Source organism: Rhizobium sp. 01N447_2 (genome assembly GCF_056399245.1).
Window position 1 is genome coordinate 1 of record NZ_JBFTQY010000071.1, and the last position, 17,450, is coordinate 17,450.

The 17,450-nt window shown below is 60.5% G+C and carries 23 protein-coding genes; 7 read left to right on the forward strand and 16 right to left on the reverse strand.

What is annotated here, in order from left to right; translation table 11 throughout:
- Positions 1-218: DoxX family protein (locus AC1ECN_RS31160; RefSeq protein WP_477955091.1), on the forward strand; the 218-nt coding region annotated here is incomplete at its 5' end.
- Between the two features lie 188 nt (positions 219-406).
- On the opposite strand, the gene AC1ECN_RS31165 is transcribed toward AC1ECN_RS31160, so the two are convergent.
- The gene (locus AC1ECN_RS31165; RefSeq protein WP_477955107.1) at positions 407-1,207 is read right to left on the reverse strand and encodes a helix-turn-helix domain-containing protein; all 801 of its coding nucleotides are present in this window, start codon (positions 1,205-1,207) and stop codon (positions 407-409) included.
- Positions 1,208-1,254: 47 nt separating this feature from the next.
- Between AC1ECN_RS31165 and AC1ECN_RS31170 the strand changes: the two genes are divergently transcribed.
- Positions 1,255-1,791: a peroxiredoxin-like family protein gene (locus AC1ECN_RS31170; protein ID WP_130672133.1), complete on the forward strand. Its 537-nt coding sequence runs from the start codon at positions 1,255-1,257 to the stop codon at positions 1,789-1,791.
- Here the strand turns inward: AC1ECN_RS31170 and AC1ECN_RS31175 are convergent.
- The 5 genes from AC1ECN_RS31175 to AC1ECN_RS31195 form a co-directional block, all read right to left on the reverse strand.
- Complete coding sequence (locus tag AC1ECN_RS31175; protein WP_130672132.1) at positions 1,788-2,411, reverse strand: DNA-3-methyladenine glycosylase I; 624 nt, start codon at positions 2,409-2,411, stop codon at positions 1,788-1,790. The genes AC1ECN_RS31170 and AC1ECN_RS31175 overlap by 4 nt on opposite strands.
- Positions 2,412-2,415: 4 nt before the next feature.
- Entirely contained in the window at positions 2,416-2,703 is a 288-nt protein-coding gene (locus AC1ECN_RS31180; protein WP_018495315.1) for a YciI family protein, read from the reverse strand.
- Positions 2,704-2,714: 11 nt separating this feature from the next.
- Complete coding sequence (locus AC1ECN_RS31185; RefSeq protein WP_130654860.1) at positions 2,715-3,323, reverse strand: TetR/AcrR family transcriptional regulator; 609 nt, start codon at positions 3,321-3,323, stop codon at positions 2,715-2,717.
- A gap of 147 nt (positions 3,324-3,470) precedes the next feature.
- The gene (locus AC1ECN_RS31190; RefSeq protein ID WP_130672131.1) at positions 3,471-4,112 is read right to left on the reverse strand and encodes a sterol desaturase family protein; all 642 of its coding nucleotides are present in this window, start codon (positions 4,110-4,112) and stop codon (positions 3,471-3,473) included.
- Between the two features lie 74 nt (positions 4,113-4,186).
- The gene (locus AC1ECN_RS31195) at positions 4,187-5,959 is read right to left on the reverse strand and encodes an adenylate/guanylate cyclase domain-containing protein (RefSeq protein ID WP_130672130.1); all 1,773 of its coding nucleotides are present in this window, start codon (positions 5,957-5,959) and stop codon (positions 4,187-4,189) included.
- 752 nt (positions 5,960-6,711) lie between these two features.
- On the opposite strand from AC1ECN_RS31195, the gene AC1ECN_RS31200 reads away from it, so the two are divergent.
- Positions 6,712-8,139: a DUF1254 domain-containing protein gene (locus tag AC1ECN_RS31200; RefSeq protein WP_197727385.1), complete on the forward strand. Its 1,428-nt coding sequence runs from the start codon at positions 6,712-6,714 to the stop codon at positions 8,137-8,139.
- A 217-nt stretch (positions 8,140-8,356) separates the two neighbouring features.
- On the opposite strand, the gene AC1ECN_RS31205 is transcribed toward AC1ECN_RS31200, so the two are convergent.
- Positions 8,357-9,931 (reverse strand): carboxylesterase/lipase family protein, encoded by a 1,575-nt coding sequence (locus tag AC1ECN_RS31205; protein WP_130662746.1) that lies wholly within the window; start codon positions 9,929-9,931, stop codon positions 8,357-8,359.
- A 205-nt stretch (positions 9,932-10,136) separates the two neighbouring features.
- Here AC1ECN_RS31205 and AC1ECN_RS31210 point away from each other — a divergent pair, with 205 nt between their 5' ends.
- The 3 genes from AC1ECN_RS31210 (at position 10,137) to AC1ECN_RS31220 (ending at position 12,615) form a co-directional block, all read left to right on the forward strand.
- Entirely contained in the window at positions 10,137-10,463 is a 327-nt protein-coding gene (locus AC1ECN_RS31210) for a hypothetical protein (RefSeq protein WP_245276758.1), read from the forward strand.
- A 535-nt stretch (positions 10,464-10,998) separates the two neighbouring features.
- On the forward strand, positions 10,999-11,556 hold the full coding sequence (locus AC1ECN_RS31215; protein WP_018068502.1) for a dihydrofolate reductase family protein: 558 nt from the start codon (positions 10,999-11,001) through the stop codon (positions 11,554-11,556).
- A 237-nt stretch (positions 11,557-11,793) separates the two neighbouring features.
- Positions 11,794-12,615, forward strand: coding sequence for an aminoglycoside phosphotransferase family protein (locus tag AC1ECN_RS31220; RefSeq protein ID WP_130661098.1), 822 nt, complete (start codon positions 11,794-11,796; stop codon positions 12,613-12,615).
- Positions 12,616-13,021: 406 nt separating this feature from the next.
- Here AC1ECN_RS31220 and AC1ECN_RS31225 read toward each other — a convergent pair whose 3' ends face one another.
- From AC1ECN_RS31225 to AC1ECN_RS31265, 9 genes are all read right to left on the reverse strand, one after another.
- Positions 13,022-13,348 carry an NIPSNAP family protein gene (locus tag AC1ECN_RS31225; protein ID WP_130654853.1) on the reverse strand — a complete coding sequence of 109 codons (327 nt, stop codon included), beginning with the start codon at positions 13,346-13,348 and terminating at the stop codon, positions 13,022-13,024.
- Positions 13,349-13,829: 481 nt separating this feature from the next.
- Positions 13,830-14,423, reverse strand: coding sequence for a hypothetical protein (locus AC1ECN_RS31230; protein ID WP_130747515.1), 594 nt, complete (start codon positions 14,421-14,423; stop codon positions 13,830-13,832).
- A 13-nt stretch (positions 14,424-14,436) separates the two neighbouring features.
- Entirely contained in the window at positions 14,437-14,634 is a 198-nt protein-coding gene (locus AC1ECN_RS31235; RefSeq protein WP_012756421.1) for a response regulator transcription factor, read from the reverse strand.
- Positions 14,631-14,930, reverse strand: coding sequence for a GcrA family cell cycle regulator (locus AC1ECN_RS31240; protein ID WP_130661097.1), 300 nt, complete (start codon positions 14,928-14,930; stop codon positions 14,631-14,633). Before AC1ECN_RS31240 ends, AC1ECN_RS31235 begins: the two co-directional genes overlap by 4 nt.
- Entirely contained in the window at positions 14,927-15,322 is a 396-nt protein-coding gene (locus AC1ECN_RS31245; RefSeq protein WP_130656875.1) for a hypothetical protein, read from the reverse strand. The genes AC1ECN_RS31240 and AC1ECN_RS31245 overlap by 4 nt, the downstream gene beginning before the upstream one ends.
- Positions 15,288-15,653, reverse strand: coding sequence for a hypothetical protein (locus AC1ECN_RS31250; RefSeq protein WP_130661096.1), 366 nt, complete (start codon positions 15,651-15,653; stop codon positions 15,288-15,290). Before AC1ECN_RS31250 ends, AC1ECN_RS31245 begins: the two co-directional genes overlap by 35 nt.
- Positions 15,654-15,685: 32 nt before the next feature.
- Positions 15,686-15,964, reverse strand: coding sequence for a sigma-70 family RNA polymerase sigma factor (locus tag AC1ECN_RS31255; RefSeq protein WP_130661095.1), 279 nt, complete (start codon positions 15,962-15,964; stop codon positions 15,686-15,688).
- A gap of 245 nt (positions 15,965-16,209) precedes the next feature.
- A complete protein-coding gene (locus AC1ECN_RS31260) occupies positions 16,210-16,428 on the reverse strand; it encodes a hypothetical protein (RefSeq protein ID WP_024323226.1) in 219 nt (72 codons plus the stop codon).
- A complete protein-coding gene (locus tag AC1ECN_RS31265; RefSeq protein WP_018485107.1) occupies positions 16,425-16,616 on the reverse strand; it encodes a hypothetical protein in 192 nt (63 codons plus the stop codon). Before AC1ECN_RS31265 ends, AC1ECN_RS31260 begins: the two co-directional genes overlap by 4 nt.
- Positions 16,617-16,758: 142 nt before the next feature.
- Here AC1ECN_RS31265 and AC1ECN_RS31270 point away from each other — a divergent pair, with 142 nt between their 5' ends.
- Complete coding sequence (locus AC1ECN_RS31270) at positions 16,759-17,406, forward strand: S24 family peptidase (RefSeq protein WP_011650846.1); 648 nt, start codon at positions 16,759-16,761, stop codon at positions 17,404-17,406.
- Positions 17,407-17,450 lie beyond the last annotated feature (44 nt).

The window sequence follows — 17,450 nt, forward strand, 5'->3', positions numbered from 1 at the left end:
TTTCCGATTTTCCGATCTTGCTGGTCCTGGGTTTCGCTACCCGATTTGCGGCGACCGGCCTGCTGTTCATGACGTTGATCGTCGAGCTCACGGTGCCGGACGGATGGCCGATCCACATTACCTGGGCTGCGATGGCGCTGTCGCTCATGGCATGGGGACCGGGAAAGCTGTCGATCGACCATTGGCTTGCACATTGGTTTGGCCGCCGGGCTGCCTGATCCAGCTCTTTCGGTCAAACTGTTAGCAAGATTGACCTGCCAGGGCCCGGCCGTAGTGACGCCACGGCTGGGTCAGCTTGACCGCAAAGCTCTCGATAACCCGGAAATGAATACTGCGAGTGGCCAGCCTCGACATATGCAACAATCCGAAAGCGAAGGTCCGCAGAATATGATTTAGATGCTCAGTGCTACGATCGGACTGATGGCCAGTGCCCAAATTTCCGGAAGTATGCTCGAGAAAATGCAGCAGCACTGCCAAAGCCGACCTGACGCGCCACCGCCTTCACCTTCGCTCCTTTGGTGAGTTTCCGTCGAGCAAYGGTCAAACGCCATCCGGTCAAGTAAGCCTGCGGCGTTGTGCCGACCACCTCGCGAAACAGCGCCATGAAATGGCTCCGTGACATCCCCGCCATCGCAGCAAGGTCTTCGATGTTCCAAGCGCGAGTCGGAGCATCATGCATAGCTACCAATGTCCGGTGTAAAGAGGAGTGGGACAGGCCTGCCAGTAAGCCAGGTCCTGTTGCACCACGGTCGATCGCTGTCCGCAGAATAAGCAAAACCATCACTTCGCAGAGGCGGTTGAGGGCCGCACTGCGCCCGCAACGGGATTCCAAGGCCTCCGCCAGGAAAGCGGCTGTTGTGTCCCGAAGGGTTGGAATGTCGCTGATTTCGACCAGAACTTGATCCGGCAGCGCGTTCAAGAGCGGGTTGTGTGCCCCCTCGAAATCGACCGTTGCTGTTACCAAAGCTGGCGATTCAGGGGTCGTGTCGCCGCGCAGGCAAAGGATGATCCTTTCCGCACGCCCCCCCGGTTCGCCGATTACAAATAGCCTCGCTTGTCCGTCGCTGGCCCGCGGCGGTTCCAGCGAGGCTTCCAGCTCGAACGTGTCGAAGAAGGCTGAGAGGCGATCCACTTTCGGAAGGATTTTCGGATTCTCGATCATGCTTTCAGGACCATTGATGGCTCTGACTATGGAATGTTGAAGCACCAACGTCAACTTGGGCGTCGGAAGCATCACACAAGCGGAGTTGATCGATGTTAGTCCCGAGAACAATAGGCCCTCATTTGACCGTCAAAACCCTCCAGCATGGAGAGTTCGATCTCACCCGCGAAAAGCCATCGCTTATGACGCTCGTCTGCTTTTACCGTGGTCTCCACTGCCCGGTCTGCGGCATCTATCTCAAGGAGCTGGAGCGGATGACGCCATCCTTCGACGAGCGCGGAGTCACTACAATCGCCATAAGCTCTGATGGGGAAGACCGCGCCTGGCAAATGGCCGATAAGATTGGTGCTGAGCACTTGCGTATCGGCTTCGGTCTGCCTTTAAGCGTGGCACGGCAATGGGGTCTCTACATTTCATCCTCGCGCGGAAAAACCTCAATCGGCATCGAGGAGCCCCAACTGTTTTCCGAGCCGGGGGTCTTCCTGATCAAGCCGGATCAAACGGTCTATTGGCTCTCGGTGCAATCCATGCCATTCGCTCGACCAAATTTCGTCGAGATGGTGCAAGCTTTGGATTTCGTCATCAAAAACGACTACCCGGCAAGAGGTGAATATATCGGCGAGGTTTAAGTCCGGTTGGCGGCACTGGGACGCTGGAACGCAGCTCTAGCCGACTCGGCCCTGTCTCGGAATACGCAGCCTTCGGCGTGATCATTGATCAGTCCCATCGCCTGCATGAAAGCATAGACTGTGGTGGGACCGACAAATGACCAGCTGCGCTTCTTCAGGTCTTTCGACATGGCGATGGACGCGGCTGAGGTGGATGCAGTCTGCGGAGCAGCAAGCTCCGTCGCCTTCGGTTCGAAGCGCCAGACATAGGCGGCGAGCGATCCCTCCTGCTTCACCAGTTCCCGGGCACGCTGAGCGTTGTTTATGACCGCAGCGATCTTACCGCGATGGCGCACGATGCCATCGTCCCGGAGCAGGCGCATAATGTCGGCCTCCGTGAATTGCGCGATGCGGTCAAAGTCGAAACCGAGAAAGGCAGCTCGAAAGTTCTGGCGTTTGGCCAGGATCGTCCGCCAGCTCAAGCCTGATTGAAAACCCTCTAGGCAAAGCTTTTCGAACAGGCGGTGGTCATCATCAACGGGAAAGCCCCACTCGGTGTCGTGGTAGGGCAGGAACTCCGGAGCGGCTGCGCACCAGCGGCAACGCGGCTGCCCATCCGGGCCGAAGATCGTCGCGCTCAATTTCTCATGCCCCAAGAAAGGCCAAGCGGTCGTCGGTGCGGCCCGGTGCAATTTCAAGAATGTCTGCGCTTACGACACCCCCCACCACGAAAGGATCTTGCTGGAGGCGCATTTCGAGATCGGCGCGGGATGTGTTGTGGGCGAGAACCGCTCCGCCCGCACTTTGCTGAAGGCTTCCGGTAAGGAGAAAGATACCATCGTCAAAGCCCTGTTTGATCCAGGCATTATGCCCTTCCATAAGGGCGGACGCTCGGGCCTTGTTGGCGGAGAATTTAAGTGTAACGACGAACAAACGGGGGCCCTTCAGAAATTCTGGATGGAAACGGATTCGGGATGATCGGATAGATTGGGTCGCTGTACTGCCAACCATAGGCACATATCGTCGACTTCACGGCGGACGAATGCTTCGTCGCGGAAGGCGGTCGCGAGTGTGGCGACACCCTGGCTTCGCATCAGGATGTGCATGGCAAGCGCGTCGGCATCGGTCTCACGGCCAAGTGCGGCAAACTGGCGCGAAAGCCAATTGCGAAACAGAGTGAAAAGCTTGGTCGCCTCGTCCTTGGCAGTGTGGTCGAGTTTGGCGAGTTCGTTGCAAAGCGTGCCGACTGGGCAGCCAAAGGCCATGATCTTTGTCTGGTTCATGATGAGCATGTGGATGAAGCTTCTGATCCGTTCGCTGGGGGCTTCAGCCCCAGCCTCCCACGCATCTAGCATTGCCTTGGTCTTTGAAAGACGATGGGCGATCACCGCATCGAGAATCTCGTCTTTCGTCTTGAAGTGATAGTAGAAGTTGCCTCGCGAAAGTCCGACGACTGCCGCAATGTCGGCGAAGGACGTCGCCTCGAATCCCCGCTCATAAAAGAGCTTGTCTGCAGCCTCAACAATCTGCAGTCGTGTAGTCGATGCCCCCAAGTGCCCGGTTCTCCATCGCTATCGCTCATCGAGTAGGACAATTGCCCTACAAGCTCTTTAGGACAATCGACCTAAAGACGTCAAGAGTTAACCGCCAAACGAGATTTGGAACAGACGGCCTACGATCAGCGCCGAGATCTCACTTTTCTAAAACGTGGTCCGCTTGCTCAAAGCTTTCCTGACCAGAGCGTCGGAAGGGCAAGGCCATGACTGACGGAATCTGCTGATAGGGGGCAGGTTTGCGTCCGGAGAGACGCCCAGGTCCTGTGGTGCAAGGCCCGGATGGAAAACGAAGGTGCCAAAGATCTGGTCCCAAAGTGTCAGAGTTGCGCCGTAATTCTTGGCCTCATTCACGTCCGCAGAATGGTGGTACCGATGCACTTCCGGACCAACGAAGATGTAATTGGCCCATCCCAGGCGCAGATCAACGTTGAAATGGCTGATGATGCCGTGAACGGCATTGATCACGAGAAAGATCAGACCGTGTCGGGTGAGTATCCCATGGGCCAGATCGGCAGAATGATCGCAAACGCCTGAACGAGCACTGCGTTGAACGGATGCGAAACAGCGTGCATCAGCAGATAAAGCCGTTCCGGCGACGTGCGCGAGACGGTCCAAAAACTGGCAATGCGCTTGCTCGTATGACCGGATGGACTGTGATGCGGTGACTATGGCAACACACCTCTGATTGGCCGCGCCTTGCGGCCTTGTGCGAAGCGCAGTCCTGCACGACACCGCAGCTTCTTCCTGAAAGCAGATCTTGCTGGCGATCACGCTGGAGGTCGTCATTGCGCCGGCACCGGCTATTGCTCATCCCCTGCGCAAATGGCGGCAACAGGTTCAAGATCGGACATTCGTCACCGTCATCGTACGACACCGGCCCTGCGCAGCCCCTCCACGACGAGCTCGAAATCGGCGGGGTTCTTGAAGGGCAAGACTTTGCGACGGTATTCCAAGGAGTAGTCGGGATTGACGCGCATCACCTCTTGCCACGTCGCGCGAGCCTCTTCGAAACGGCCGAGGTGCCCGTAACAGGCGGCCAGAAGCGCGCGCGAGACATCGGTGATGGGGTTGCGGCTGATGCGCTGCAGCAACAGTTCGGCGGCCTCTTGGTACCTTCCCAGTTGAAACAGGGCCAAGGCCTGAAAGTGGAGAACGATATCCGGAAAGTACGGGTTCAGGACACTCGCCCGATCGAAATAGGCGAGTGCCTCCCCGGATCTGCCCGAATAGATGAGTGCCTCGCCGAGGCTGACCTGCCCTTCGGCGAAGTTCGGATTGAGGACGATCGCACGCTCGGCCTCGCTGATGGCTCTATCGTGCTGTCGCAAGTAAAGGCTGACCAGACTCAGCGCCCAGTGTGCCACGGGATCGCTATCATCCCGCGCTACCGCCAGCGTCGCAGCCTCTTCGGCTTGCTCGAGCGAGCGCTGCGGCAACGCGCTCCACCGGTTCAGGTAGTCGAGCCCGTGGGTAAGGGCGAGGAAGGCGTGCGCCGAGGCGAAGTACGCGTCCAGCTCGACGGCACGTTGCAAAAGGTTGCGGGCGTCGCTGTTCGTTTGCTTCGTCAGCCGGTGCCACAGCTCCCGGCCTCGCAAGAAGCAGTCATACGCCTCGGGGTGCCGGGTCTGCCCCGGCGCAAGTCTTTGCCGGTCGCCCTCTGTCAGGTTGACCGCCAGCGCATCGACGATCTGCTGCGTGACATCGTCCTGAACCGCGAATATGTCGGTGAGGTCGCGATCGAACCGCTCCGCCCATAGATGCCCGCCGGTGGTCGCGTCGATGAGCTGCGCGGTGATGCGTACCCTGTTTCCCGATTTGCGGACGCTGCCCTCAAGGACATGCCGCACGCCGAGCTTCGTGCCCACCTCCTGCACCTGGACGTTCTTGCCCTTGAACGTGAACGACGAATTGCGCGCGATGACGAAGAGCTGCGACAGCTTCGATAGCGCCGTGATGATGTCTTCCGAGATGCCGTCGGCGAAATAGTCCTGTTCGGCGTCACCGCTCATGTTGGCGAAGGGCAGGACGGCGATCGACAGCTTCGGCGGCGCTGCCGTCGCCGGTTGGCTCGTCACGGTTTCCGAGGTCGCGGCCAACTTGGTCGCTGCGCTGCCGACTTGCAGCGAATAGACCCGGATCGGCTCGGCGATGTTCTTGAGCTGCGTGCTGCCGAGATCGTTGACCGAGAGGTCGAGCCTCGCCTTGACTTGGCGATAGGCATCCTCGGACAGGCAGATCGCGCCCGCCGCGGCGACGCCCTCCAATCGCGAGGCGATGTTGACGCCGTCGCCCATCAGATCGCCGTCGCTTTCCTCGACGACGTCGCCCAAATGGATACCGATCCGGAACTCGATGCGACGGTCCTGCGGGACGCCGTGATTGCGCTCCACCATAGCGTTCTGCACCTCGATGGCGCAGCGCACGGCGTCCACTACGCTGCGGAATTCGACCAGCGCACCATCGCCGGTGCGCTTTACCACCCGGCCGTGGTGCACGGCGATCGTCGGATCGATGAGATCGCTGCGCAGTGTGCGTAACCTCGCCAGGGTGAGATCCTCGTCGGCGCCAGCAAGCCGGCTGTACCCGACCACGTCCGCGGCCAGGATTGCAGCCAGCTTTCGGTTCTCGCTCATGGCGCTGTCTCCCAACGTCCAAGATAACAGGGAGACAGAGGGCAAGAAAGAACTTTCAGCCGCTGCTCAGAGCGATCCTGGTTGAGATCGAGTGGTCATGGCTCATGTGGACGCAGCCGACGTTGTGGCCCCACGCAATGACGGCTCTGTCATGCTCCCGGCCGTCCAACGCGGTCGTCCCGAAAGCCCACTCAGGCTCGGGTCAAGACGATGTCCGCGCCCATCCGAATGTCCGCTCTTTGAAGATCCGCAGCCTGAAGTTGCCAGTCCGCTAGCGGCCCCGGATCTGCCGCCTTCATGAGGTCACGGCCTACCTCCTTCGACGTAATTGCAACTTTCGGTAAAGGCACTATCTCAAGGGCAGAAATTGGTCCGAGGGGACGAGCGGGCTCGGCTGGAAGAAGGGCAACACGGCGCTTCTTCCAGACGATGCCGAGGGCAATAGCTGGATCATGAAGGGGTTCCAGCTGGGACTGAAGCCTCAGCACACGCACTGCCGCAGCAGCAAGCACGATCCTGTCGGACGCGTTTTTCAACGTCTATGAGACGACCGGACCGGGGATGGACGACGACAAGCCCTAGAGTGCCGTGCGTCATTTCGGACGCTCCAACATATTGAATCCACGCATCGTGCTTTCCGAAAATCCATTCCGATTTTCCGGCCGATGCCATGGCCGTCAACACGCCTCCAGCATCTCACCTGAACCGCCGCCCCAGGCTTCGAACCGACTGTTATCGATGAGGACATGATGATGATCAAACGTGCAATATCACTCACGGTAGGACTTGTTGTCGGTCTTTCCCTTTCAGAGGCCGCTTTTGCTCAGGAGGCGATTTCGGAGCAGGAGGCGCATAACATCGGCGTCGATGCCTACGTCTACTTCTACCCGCTGCTGTCGATGGACGTCACCCGGAAGCAGTTCACCAATGTCGAGCCCGGCAAGGAGTTTGGCAAAGGGCCGATGAATATGTTCGTGAACGTTCCGGAATATCCGCCCGCCGATTTCAAAGGCGTCGTGCGTTCGAATTTCGATACGCTTTACTCCATTGCGTGGCTGGATCTTACCAAGGAGCCGTTGATTATTTCGGCGCCGGATACGGCCGGACGCTATTATCTCCTGCCGATGCTCGACATGTGGACAGATGTCTTCGCATCGCCGGGCTGGCGGACGACGGGAACGGCGGCGGGCCAGTTTCTCGTCACGCCGCCCGGTTGGACGGGGACGGTTCCGGACGGCGTGACGCGGCTTGCCGCGCCGACCCCGTATGTCTGGATCATCGGACGCACCAAGACGGACGGACCTGCGGATTACGCTGCCGTGCATGCCATTCAAGCAGGCTACACGGTCACGCCGCTGTCTGACTGGGGCAAGGCGGCCCAGCCGGTCACGGCCAAGATCGACCCGAGCGTCGATATGAAAACGCCGCCGAAGATTCAGGTCGATACCATGTCGGCCGCGACATACTTCACCTACGCTGCCGAACTGCTGAAGCTGCACCCGCCCCACATGACCGACCAGCCGATCATCGCGCAGATGAAACGCATCGGCATCGAGCCCGGCAAGAGCTTCGACTTCGATAAGCTCGCCCCCGCCGTCAAGAAGGCGCTCGAAGATGCGCCCGAAGCGGCCCAGCAGCTGATGGCGTGGAAGTTGCCGACCCTTTCGCGCGTTGCGAATGGCTGGTCGATGAATACCGACACCATGGGCGTCTACGGAAATTACTACCTGAAGCGGGCGATCGTCACGCAATTCGGGCTCGGCGCCAATCTTCCTGAAGACGCGATCTACCCGCTGAACCTCGCCGACGAAACCGGCAAGCCGCTCGATGGCGCCAACAAGTATATGATTCACTTCGAGAAGGGAGCAACGCCGCCGGTGAACGCTTTCTGGTCGATCACGCTCTACGACACGGACGGTTTCCAGGTGGCAAGCGTACTCAACCGGTTTGCGGCCAGCAGCTGGATGCCGTTCAAGATCAATGCCGACGGCTCTCTCGACATCTATTTCCAGAACGAGAGCCCCGGCAAAGACAAGGAAGCCAACTGGCTGCCCGCACCCAAGGGGGCGTTCAACCTCACCATGCGTCTCTACAGCCCAAGGGCCGAAGCCCTCACCGGCAAATGGAATCCCCCTCCGATCACCAAGGTTCAGGGTTTGCCGAGCTTAACCGCTCAGTGATGTGCCGGCATCTTGTCCGTTAACCCGTCAGTTCGCCCGCGCCTAAGCCAGGCGATGGACGAGCCAGAAATTCCTCTGACCGGCGGCAGGGATTCGAACGTCGTGCGCCTCGGTGTACTTGGGCGATCAACAATGGTGCTGTGCTTTGACCGGATCTGGACACGTGGCCGTCTCTTTGGGAACTCTGACATGGGGCTTCGCCGACGCACCGACCCCGTCACCTCTTCTCCTCCCAATAGCTTTGCCAGAGGTCGAGCCTCAGCTTCAGCGAATCTGCTCCGAACGTCACGCCGTGATTGGTGAAGTCGATGACCCTGTGGACGGATGGGTCGTGCTGAGGCCATTTTGGCCGTGAGCCTCCATTGGGGTCACCACTCGCCGCAAACTCAACCCAGTAGGCACTCGCCAATGTGGCCATGGCCCAGTCGGCAGGCGTAACCTTGTCTTTCACCAGTGCGTTTGGAATATCGAGCGTAAACGGAATTTCGAAGCCGTGCAGAGTGCCTTTCCATGCCGGATCGTTGCGGAGAGCCTCAGCGACATAGGAGAACCGATACCACCACGTCGGCTGACCAGCGCGGATCATCTCGTCAGCGAGGTGGCGGGATGGTTCAACAAGTGTTTTGTCGGCCAGAACCTGCTGCTTCAGCTCATCGAGGGTCTGTTGGCCCGTGGGATCGTGGAGGCTGCGGGCTTCGACTGCATGCTTCCCGAAGAGCGCGAAGAGATCGTCTTTCGTCGCGGCCTGACCGATACCGAGATCACGATCATTTGCCCCGACGATGACCGGAACCGGCGCTTGACGGCCTGCCGCAAAAGCCGCTTCCGGCGTTTCGAGCAAAAACCGTCCGTCAATAATCGCGCCTGAGATGCCGATGACGGGCTTGCCCGTCGACATTCCCGCCAGCACCTCTTGTGCCGATGCACCTTCGGTCAGCTTTTCCGCAGACAGCGCCCGAAGGGCGGTGAGAGCATCGGCATCGCTCCCATTGATTCCCAGAGAAGCCGCATAGTCCAACGCGGTTTTCTCCGCTGCTTTCAAAGGTGACAAAGGCGTGCTCTCAGCACGCGCGGTGGGGAGACCCGGTGACTGTAGAATGGCGCCCCGGAAAAGCCCCCGTGACAACGGCGATATCATGTGCGCCATCACCGAGCCGCCACCGGCCGACTCTCCGAATATCGTCACCTTCTTCGGATCACCGCCGAAGGCTTCGATATTTTTCTGGACCCATTTCAAGGCTGCAAGCTGGTCCATGTAGCCATAGTTGCCGACGGGCTCGTCAGGGGCTTCCTTGATCAGTGCAGGATGGGCAAAATAACCCAGCCGGCCCATGCGGTAGTTCATGCTGACGAACACAACTTTCCGGGCGGCCAGCTGACCACCGGGATATTGAGGGGTGTTTCCATGGGCAAGAGCGCCGCCGTAAATCCAAACCATCACCGGGAGGGGCGTCCGGGGACGCTTGACGGGTGTCCAGACATTGAGGGTCAAACAATCCTCTGACTTCGGCAGGTCGTCGGTCTGCATGCAGGACGGACCGAAATTGCGGGCATCCCTGGTCCCGCTCCATGGCTTCATCGGTCTGGGATTGCGCCATCTCAGGTCACCAACCGGCGGTGCCGCATAGGGTATGCCTTTGAAGCTGACGACCGTGCCCGACCTCTCACCCTTCAGCATTCCGCTGTCGATTGTAACGGTATCGTCTGCGGCAGCCAATCGTGGCGCGAAAGTCAGCTGACACGATGCGACGGCCAAAAAGAGCAGGAACTTGCGACGGCCGTCCACAAACACTGCACTCTCCAGCGCCAAGTTGAGACAGTTTGAAAGCAAAATACTCCCATAGCGCGTCAACGAAAAGCGACCGTCCGACGTCGACCAAAGTCGCTATCGGTGGATAATTGCCATAGCGCTCCATAGAGCAGACGACAGAAGGCACCCCATTAACCGCATATAAAGCTTTTGAAGCGACGGCTTTTATTTTTTCGGCGGTGGAACCATGAAGACTTGGATGACGAGAGCCTTGATGTTGGTGTTAGGGTGCCTCTTGGCCATGTCGGGGGTGTGGTTCCGATCTTTCTGGTTGTCCGAGTGGGGGCCGATCACCTTCATCTTCCTGGTATGGCTGACCATGTCTGTTGTTTTCGGCTGGAAAGGAAAAGGCAAGCCATACTCGATCCGCTTCGGGCTCATCTGCGGCAGTGGCATCGCCCTGACCTTTCTCGCAACATTCTACATCAACTCCTATGTCGGCATCGGCCTCTTGCTCGCGCTCATTTATCTGGGCGTCAGGACAAAGTTCTTTGAACGGCGGTGGGCCGAGTAGCTCGGGGGCGGTCAACCGGTCTTAGACCCGCGGCGTTTTGGACGCGAGCAGCGGATCCCATGTCATGCGGCAATCCCGCACAGAGATCGCCGCCTGCCACTCATCCGGCTGCCGCCACCGACCGGGGTCGAGCCACAGGTCTCGACCCGTCCTTCGGACCCCGCTCGCGGGGAGAAAGGACATGCCGGCGCGATAAGTGAGCGGCGCTATCGCGGGCCGGTCCCGGGCGTAGACGACCCGCCTATCCTAGCTGTCTGGTCCCATTGTGTGATGGATAGGGTTCGCTGGATATGGGGCCGGACCAAACCAGTCGGCTCGAGCATGGTTCGGCCCCTTGTGAGATAGGGCAGTACCCAAAATCCGTATTCGGGATGTCGGCGTCAGCGTCGCTCGAGCGTCCTTGGGAACATCAAGACCGTCCGCCCGCGCTCTCCGCTTGCCTGAACGAGCTTTTGCATCAATAGCCCACCCGCAGAGCGAATTCCCACCGCCCCAGTTTGGAAAAAGACCAAAGGAGATAAAAGTGTCTACATCAGTGCTCTTCATGTCCATGTCACTGGACGGGTATATCGCGGGGCCCAACGATGAAGTGGGCAATCCCGGCGGCGATGACTTTATGAGGTTGCACGAGTGGTACGGGGATTTTTCCCGACCGACCGGACCGGTCGGACAATTGTGGGACGAATGGAACGCGCCAGGTGCGATTCTGGCGGGTCGGCGAACCGTGGAGCAGGTCGATCACTGGGGCGGTGACAATCACGGTGTCGCGATCTTCGTACCCAGTCACAGGCCGCCCGGGCCATCCGTCGCGAATTATCCGTTGGTCAAATACGTGAGCGACGGGATCGAGAGCGCAATGGCGCAAGCGAAGGCCGCCGCCGGGGACCGGGACGTGTTGATGCTTGGCGCGTATACGGCGCAACGGGCGCTGGAAGCTGGCGTGCTCGACGAACTGCAAATACACCAGGTTCCAGTCTTGTTCGGATGTGGCCGCCGAATGTTCGAAGTCTTACCATCGCGCGTCGAGTTGGAGATCGTTCGGGTGATCGATACACCCGAGGCCACGCACATCCGCTACCGCGTCCGCCGCTGAGCCCGCCGCGACCTCTCCGTTCCCCGCCACGTCTCGCAGGGCACGTCCCCTCGCCCCGTCAGAACGGGCAGAGGGTTAGGGTGAGGGGCAGTTCCCGGCATGAACCGGATAGCGCGGGAGTCCGGGCTTTCGCGGCTATTGCCCGCTGCGATCATCGATGACGTCGGTTCGACGCTCCTCGCCTTTGCGGGTATCTTGTCCGTTGACCCGTCAGTTCGCCCTCGCCTAAGCTAGGCTATGGACGAGCCAGAAATTCCTCTTATCGGCGGCAAGGATTCGAATGTCGTGCGCATCGGCGAAACGGTGCGGCGCGGCGGGCGCGCGTGGTCTCCCGCCGTTCTCGACCTGCTGCGGCACGTCGAGCTGCAGGGATATGATGGCTGCCCGCGTGCGCTCGGCCTCGATGACCAGGGACGGGAAGTCCTCACCTATATCGACGGTGACGTCGGCAACGGTGAAGGCTTCCTTCCCGATAAGGGCGGCCGCTTCGATCTCCGTCTCCCGGATTATGTCTGGCGCGACAGCGTCCTCGAGCGCCTGGGACAATTGCTGCGATCCTACCACGATGCTGCGGCCAGCTTCTTATGGAAAGATCGCGAATGGCGACTTGACGCCCGCCACCCTGTTGAAACGGTCTGCCACAATGACCTGACGCCGTGGAATACGGTCTTTCAAGCAGGGCTCCCCGTGGCTTTCATCGATTGGGACGCGGCAGCGCCGGGACCGCGCGCCTGGGACCTCGGCTTTGTTGCCTGGCGTTGGGTGCCGTTCTGGCGTGACGAAAAATGCGAGGCGCATGGCTTGCAAACGGGCGTCCGCGAGAAAGCCCGACGCTTTCAATTGCTGCTCGATGCCTACGGGATAACGCCGGAGATCGGCATCATGCAGGCCGGAATCGAACGGGTTCGGCAAATGCAGCAACATATGCGCAACCTTGCTACAGCGGGTTCCGCCTGGGAGACCGAATTGGCCAGCCGTGGTGTGCTTGATGAGGGCATGCTTGAGGTCGCCTGGATGGAAGAGCATGCGATGGACCTGATCCAGCGCCCACGCGGATGAGCGTCGGGCCGAGCAGCTCCGTCGTCACCCGGCCGTCGCCCCGCCGTCAGCCCTGCTCGCCCACCAGAGCAGCAGCGGCGGCATCTGGTGCAGGCGCGCTTTCGCTCTCCGAAGCCACTGAATCTGACCGAAGCGATTTTGCCGACGGTGATGAAGAGCCGTCGGCGAAGCGCCCCATTCCGGCCTTTCGGGCAGCGTTGGCGATATCCTAGAGCATGATGTCGAAAAGTGTGGTCGGTTTTCGGACGACATCATGCTCCAACTATTTAATTTAGAACAGGATTCAGATTTTAGGCCGACYGGGCCTAAAATCATCCTGTTCTAGGAGMTGCCGTTCTTCATCGCTTCCGCGGATGACCAGATCGGGTGGAATTCCGACTGGCGGCAAGCGGGGATCGGTGGTGTCTTACTTTACCGCCGAAAAGGCGGTCGGTGACAACAGCTGGCTAGAGATATTGGAGAGGATTTGCCCGTCGCGCTCTGACTCGTCGCGGGCCTTAAGCCATGCAGGATCAGTGGTGAAAGCTGTCCATTTCACCTCGCGATCGGCTAGCGATTCCCAGGCGATGAGATAGGTGAGACGCTGGCTGCTTTCGCCCACGATTGTGGTGAAGAAACCCGCCTGCTTGATGCCGTGCTTGTCCCATATTGCCAGCGTATGTTCGGCAAAGCGGTTGAGCAGCGCGGGCAATCGGCCGGGCAGGCAGTCGTAAATTCTGAGCTCGTAGATCACAGTCTTGCTTCCTTATGTCCCTTGAGAACGACATATGTTTGGCACTTGGTCCCCTGCGCCCACAATGTCCTCAAAACTTGCAGCAACGTCAATTTCACGGTGGATCCGTCAATATCCCTATTGGAACAGGCCCTGCAGGTATGTGCGAACCGCTAATTTACTGTCAAGCCGATCGCCTGTGTTTAGGCTTGGCAATTTTGCTCCCCTGGTGATGTTGATCAGCGCTTGGCCTGCCCGGCGCTGGCCGGGGTTGCAGAGGGTGCAGCGGCACGGCGCACCGACCAGCCCTCATCCTGAGGTGCGCAGGCCAAAGGCCGGAGCCTCGAAGGACGAGGGCGGGTGGCTGGACGCCAATGGCAGCATTGGTATATCGAGGCAGGCGGGAGGCCCGCCCCGTCCTTCGAGGCCCCTGCGGGGCGCCTCAGGATGAGGCTGGAGAGAGGTCGCAGCCCCGGACACCCGAGAGGAGCCTTACCCCCCATCACCCACCCCTCGCCCCCCGCAACGCCGTCAACCCTCTCCGCAGCCACAACAACTGCTGCGGCGGCATCTGGCGCAAATGTTCGTAGTCCATCACCGTCACATTATAGACCATGCTGCGCACCTGCGGCCCGTCCGGGCAGCGGAGCAGGATGCCCTGCAGCGCCATCATGCGGTTGCTGGCTTTGCGGGCGCGGTCGGCGAAGGTTTCGGTCTGCTCGCCTTCGTGGCCTTTGACTGAGAACAGCGATTGCGCCCTGGGGCTCGGGGCCGGGATGCCTGTGGTCTTGTGGTAGCGGGCGATTGCCTCGGCATAGTCGTCGCCGGCCTGGCGCTGCTCGGCGGTGATCAGGCCGTCGAGGAACATGCGGCCGAGGGTGTAACCGGCAAAGGGGCTTTTGACCGTCTCGTCATCAACCGTCCTGTTAAAGCCGTGGATGCGGCGGCGGGCTGATATCGCCACGCTGATATTCTCCTTCTCGGTTTCGAAGGGCTTGATCTTGCCGCAGGGAAAACGCTCGACATTCTCCTTGCGCGGACGGCCGGCGCCCTTGTTGACCCGTCCCGTCTTCACCTTGGTGGCCTTGCCGCCCATGCTGATCGTCCTTCTATCGAATGATGCCGTTTCTGAGTGCCGCGGCGACCAGCGCCGTATCCTTGAAGACGCCGAGCCTCGCCTTGGCGTTGGCAATGTGCGTATTCACCGTGATGTGGGAGATGCCGAGAATGGTGCCGATCTCGGCGGCGGTCTTGCCCGCCGCCATCCAGCGGATCACTTCGGTTTCGCGTGGGGTGACGGTGCTCATGGCTCTGCAGGCCCGTCGACGCACGGCACGCGCGGCATCGTCACATGCGCGCCTGACATGGTCACCCGCGTGACGCGGTCGGGGTGCCGGATCGGCTGGACGGGCGGGCCCGCCTTCGGCTGCGGATGCCAGGTGTCCTGCCTCGAGGGGAACCTGTCGCGGTTGCGATGCGCCATGTTGATGACGGTGTTCTTCTTCGAGCCGAACAGGTTGGCGATCTCTCTTGCCGACAGCCCTTCCTTCCAGAGCTTTTCCGCCTTGACGATCTTGTCTTCCGTCCAAAAGGTGATGGTCATCTCACTGCCTCCTCGTGTCGTGCGGCCCTTGCAATGATCGGGTTGTCGGGGAACATCTTCGCCAGCTCCCGCTTGGCGCTGCGGCTGCCATTGGCGGCGTCGCGCAGCAGCTTCATCTTGTAGGCCGGCACCTTCGGCTGCGGCCTCTCGGGCTCCGCCTCCATGCGCGGCCGGCTCTCCGCCTCGATCGCCGCCTGCTGATTGCGGCATTGCTCGGCGAAACTGGCTGAGCTCGGGGCGAAGGCACGGTTATGATCCCTGACCTTTCCGGAGATGAAGAGTTTGGCGGCCTGCCAGACCGCCTCCAGCGGGATGCCCTCGATCGCGACGAGATAGGCGCGGATCTGCATGTCTGGATCAGTGCCTGCGGACGCCGGGAAACCCGAAAGCATCCCAGCTATGATCTTCACCGGAGAGGAAATCTCTTGCGGCATCCACTGTCGTCCTTCTCGTGCTGCTGTTGATCGACCCGGCCTCCCTCGCCTTTTCCTTGAGGTACCAGTCGCATTTGATCGCCTGCCAGCCGCGGAAGATCTGCATCTCGGCGGCGCCGACCGGATCGCCGGTCATGAGATATTCCCTCGCCTGCATCCGCGCGGCATAAGCCGTCAGCGGCTTCTTCAGCGTGCGCTTGCGATGCTCGATGATCGCTGCCGCCAGCTCCTCCCCCAGCACCGGGCGGAGGATCTCCATGATCTCCTGGCTCACTGTGTCCTTAGCCATGCGATGTCCCTTTCCCGGTTGAGATGGCCTCTTCAAACCCGCAGCCTCCGTCGCCCGCCGGCAAAATTGACCGGGGCGCCGGGCCTGGCGGTGCGGCGAGGAAACCGCCGGATCTCCGAGCCGGCATGGTCCTCGTGGGCGGTGTCGCCCTTTTCGGCGCTTCGAAGCCTGTGTATCTCGGTTTCCACCGAGGGCACCGACTTGCCGAGGATGGCAGCGATTTCGAGATAGTCCCGGCCGGAGCGGAAGAGCTCGAGCGCGTTCATGTGAGAGCCTTGCTGCGCCGGGGCGGCCTTGAGCTGGATACTCATCGCTTGATCCTTCCTTCCGATTTCGAACGCGGTCCGCCGTTGCCGCCGAAGCGGGTGGCTCGCCATGTGCTTGATTTCAAATTCATCGATGACGACCGGAGCGCGGGCTCTGGGAGCAAGGGCTCCGGTCGTCTGCCAGGCCGCCGCCTGGGTCGGGCACGAGCGCGCCCGGTGGGCGCGACAGAGTCGCGCCCGAGATGCTGGCGTCGCCGAGGGAGGAGCGACGACGCCAGCGGCCGATAGCCTCAGGGAGGGGCCGGGCTATCGGGGTTGGTGATCGGCTGAGCGCCGGGCGGGATCATGGTCTCGCTGATCTCTTCCGGGCGCGTCGGCCGGTCGCAATTCTCGCAGTGGCGCTCGATCACCTCGGCAATCGACAGCGCCTTGCCGCACATCGGGCAGCCGGTGTAGCGGGCGCCGCGGCGCTGGAACTCGCCGGCGGGTGTTGCGGTGGAGATGGTCATATCGATTCCACCTCCCGGTTGGCGTTCAGCACCTGCTGCAGGGCCTTGGCGAGGAAGGGGATATCCTCGTTGCGAACGGGGATCACCGACATGCGCCCTCCCCTTGGGCCTTGCGGCCGGTGAATGACGACGCCGGTCGGCATGACGTCCATGGCGAGCCGCTCTTCCGAGGAAATGGTGAACCTCATGGTGCCGTCTCCTCCAGTTCGAAAGGCTGGCCGTTGTTGATGATGTCGCTGTGTGTCATGGCGAATAGGGTACAATTAATACCCGTAATGTCAAGCACATTAGGGCATGACATGTACCTTAATTTAGGGTATTTTTTATATCATGTTGAAAGATCAGGAACAATTTGAGCGCGAAGAACGCGCAAAGCGCCTTGTCATGGCCCGAAAGAATGCGGGCTTTGCCGGGCCGAAGGCGATCGTCGATCGGTTCGGCTGGAATGCCAATGTCTACAAGGCGCATGAATCCGGCCGCAACGGCTTCGGCATTGCCGATGCGAAGAAGTATGCCCGCGCTTTCAAGGTCAATCTCAACTGGCTGCAGTTCGGCACCGGCAACGCGCTCGATCCGGATGAGCTGCCCGCCTCCGTTGCCGACGTGCCGAAGATCTCCTGGGTCAGCGCCGGGCAGCTGAGCGAGCAGGCGCCGATCACCGATTTTTCGGAATTCCCGACGGTCGCCGCCCTCGACCTGCCCGATGGCGAATGGATCGCGCTCGAGGTCGAGGGCAATTCGATGAACAAGATCTCGCCGCCGGGCTCGATCATCTTCGTCAATCTGCGCGACAAGCGCCTGGCGCCGAACGCGCTTTATGTCGTCGCCGACGAGACGGGGGCTGCAACCTACAAGCGCTATCGCCCGAACGACGACCCGCCCTTCCAGCCGGCGTCCTACGAGGACGTGCCGCCGCCGGAATTCCAGGGCGCCGTCACCATCGTCGGCCGCGTCCGCCGATCGATCATCGAGATGTGAGGTTCCATGTCGGACGCGCTCGACGATCTCAATCCGTTTTTGGG

Coding starts and splice junctions, on each gene's coding strand:
- AC1ECN_RS31170 (WP_130672133.1), top strand. CDS start 1,255: ATGTTAGTCCCGAGAACAATAGGCCCTCATTTGACCGTCAAAACCCTC.
- AC1ECN_RS31270 (WP_011650846.1), top strand. CDS start 16,759: ATGTTGAAAGATCAGGAACAATTTGAGCGCGAAGAACGCGCAAAGCGC.
- AC1ECN_RS31245 (WP_130656875.1), bottom strand. CDS start 15,322: ATGCTTTCGGGTTTCCCGGCGTCCGCAGGCACTGATCCAGACATGCAG.
- AC1ECN_RS31220 (WP_130661098.1), top strand. CDS start 11,794: ATGGACGAGCCAGAAATTCCTCTTATCGGCGGCAAGGATTCGAATGTC.
- AC1ECN_RS31210 (WP_245276758.1), top strand. CDS start 10,137: ATGAAGACTTGGATGACGAGAGCCTTGATGTTGGTGTTAGGGTGCCTC.
- AC1ECN_RS31190 (WP_130672131.1), bottom strand. CDS start 4,112: ATGACGACCTCCAGCGTGATCGCCAGCAAGATCTGCTTTCAGGAAGAA.
- AC1ECN_RS31230 (WP_130747515.1), bottom strand. CDS start 14,423: ATGGGCGGCAAGGCCACCAAGGTGAAGACGGGACGGGTCAACAAGGGC.
- AC1ECN_RS31265 (WP_018485107.1), bottom strand. CDS start 16,616: ATGAGGTTCACCATTTCCTCGGAAGAGCGGCTCGCCATGGACGTCATG.
- AC1ECN_RS31200 (WP_197727385.1), top strand. CDS start 6,712: ATGATCAAACGTGCAATATCACTCACGGTAGGACTTGTTGTCGGTCTT.
- AC1ECN_RS31250 (WP_130661096.1), bottom strand. CDS start 15,653: ATGGCTAAGGACACAGTGAGCCAGGAGATCATGGAGATCCTCCGCCCG.
- AC1ECN_RS31260 (WP_024323226.1), bottom strand. CDS start 16,428: ATGACCATCTCCACCGCAACACCCGCCGGCGAGTTCCAGCGCCGCGGC.
- AC1ECN_RS31255 (WP_130661095.1), bottom strand. CDS start 15,964: ATGAGTATCCAGCTCAAGGCCGCCCCGGCGCAGCAAGGCTCTCACATG.
- AC1ECN_RS31195 (WP_130672130.1), bottom strand. CDS start 5,959: ATGAGCGAGAACCGAAAGCTGGCTGCAATCCTGGCCGCGGACGTGGTC.
- AC1ECN_RS31235 (WP_012756421.1), bottom strand. CDS start 14,634: ATGAGCACCGTCACCCCACGCGAAACCGAAGTGATCCGCTGGATGGCG.
- AC1ECN_RS31240 (WP_130661097.1), bottom strand. CDS start 14,930: ATGACCATCACCTTTTGGACGGAAGACAAGATCGTCAAGGCGGAAAAG.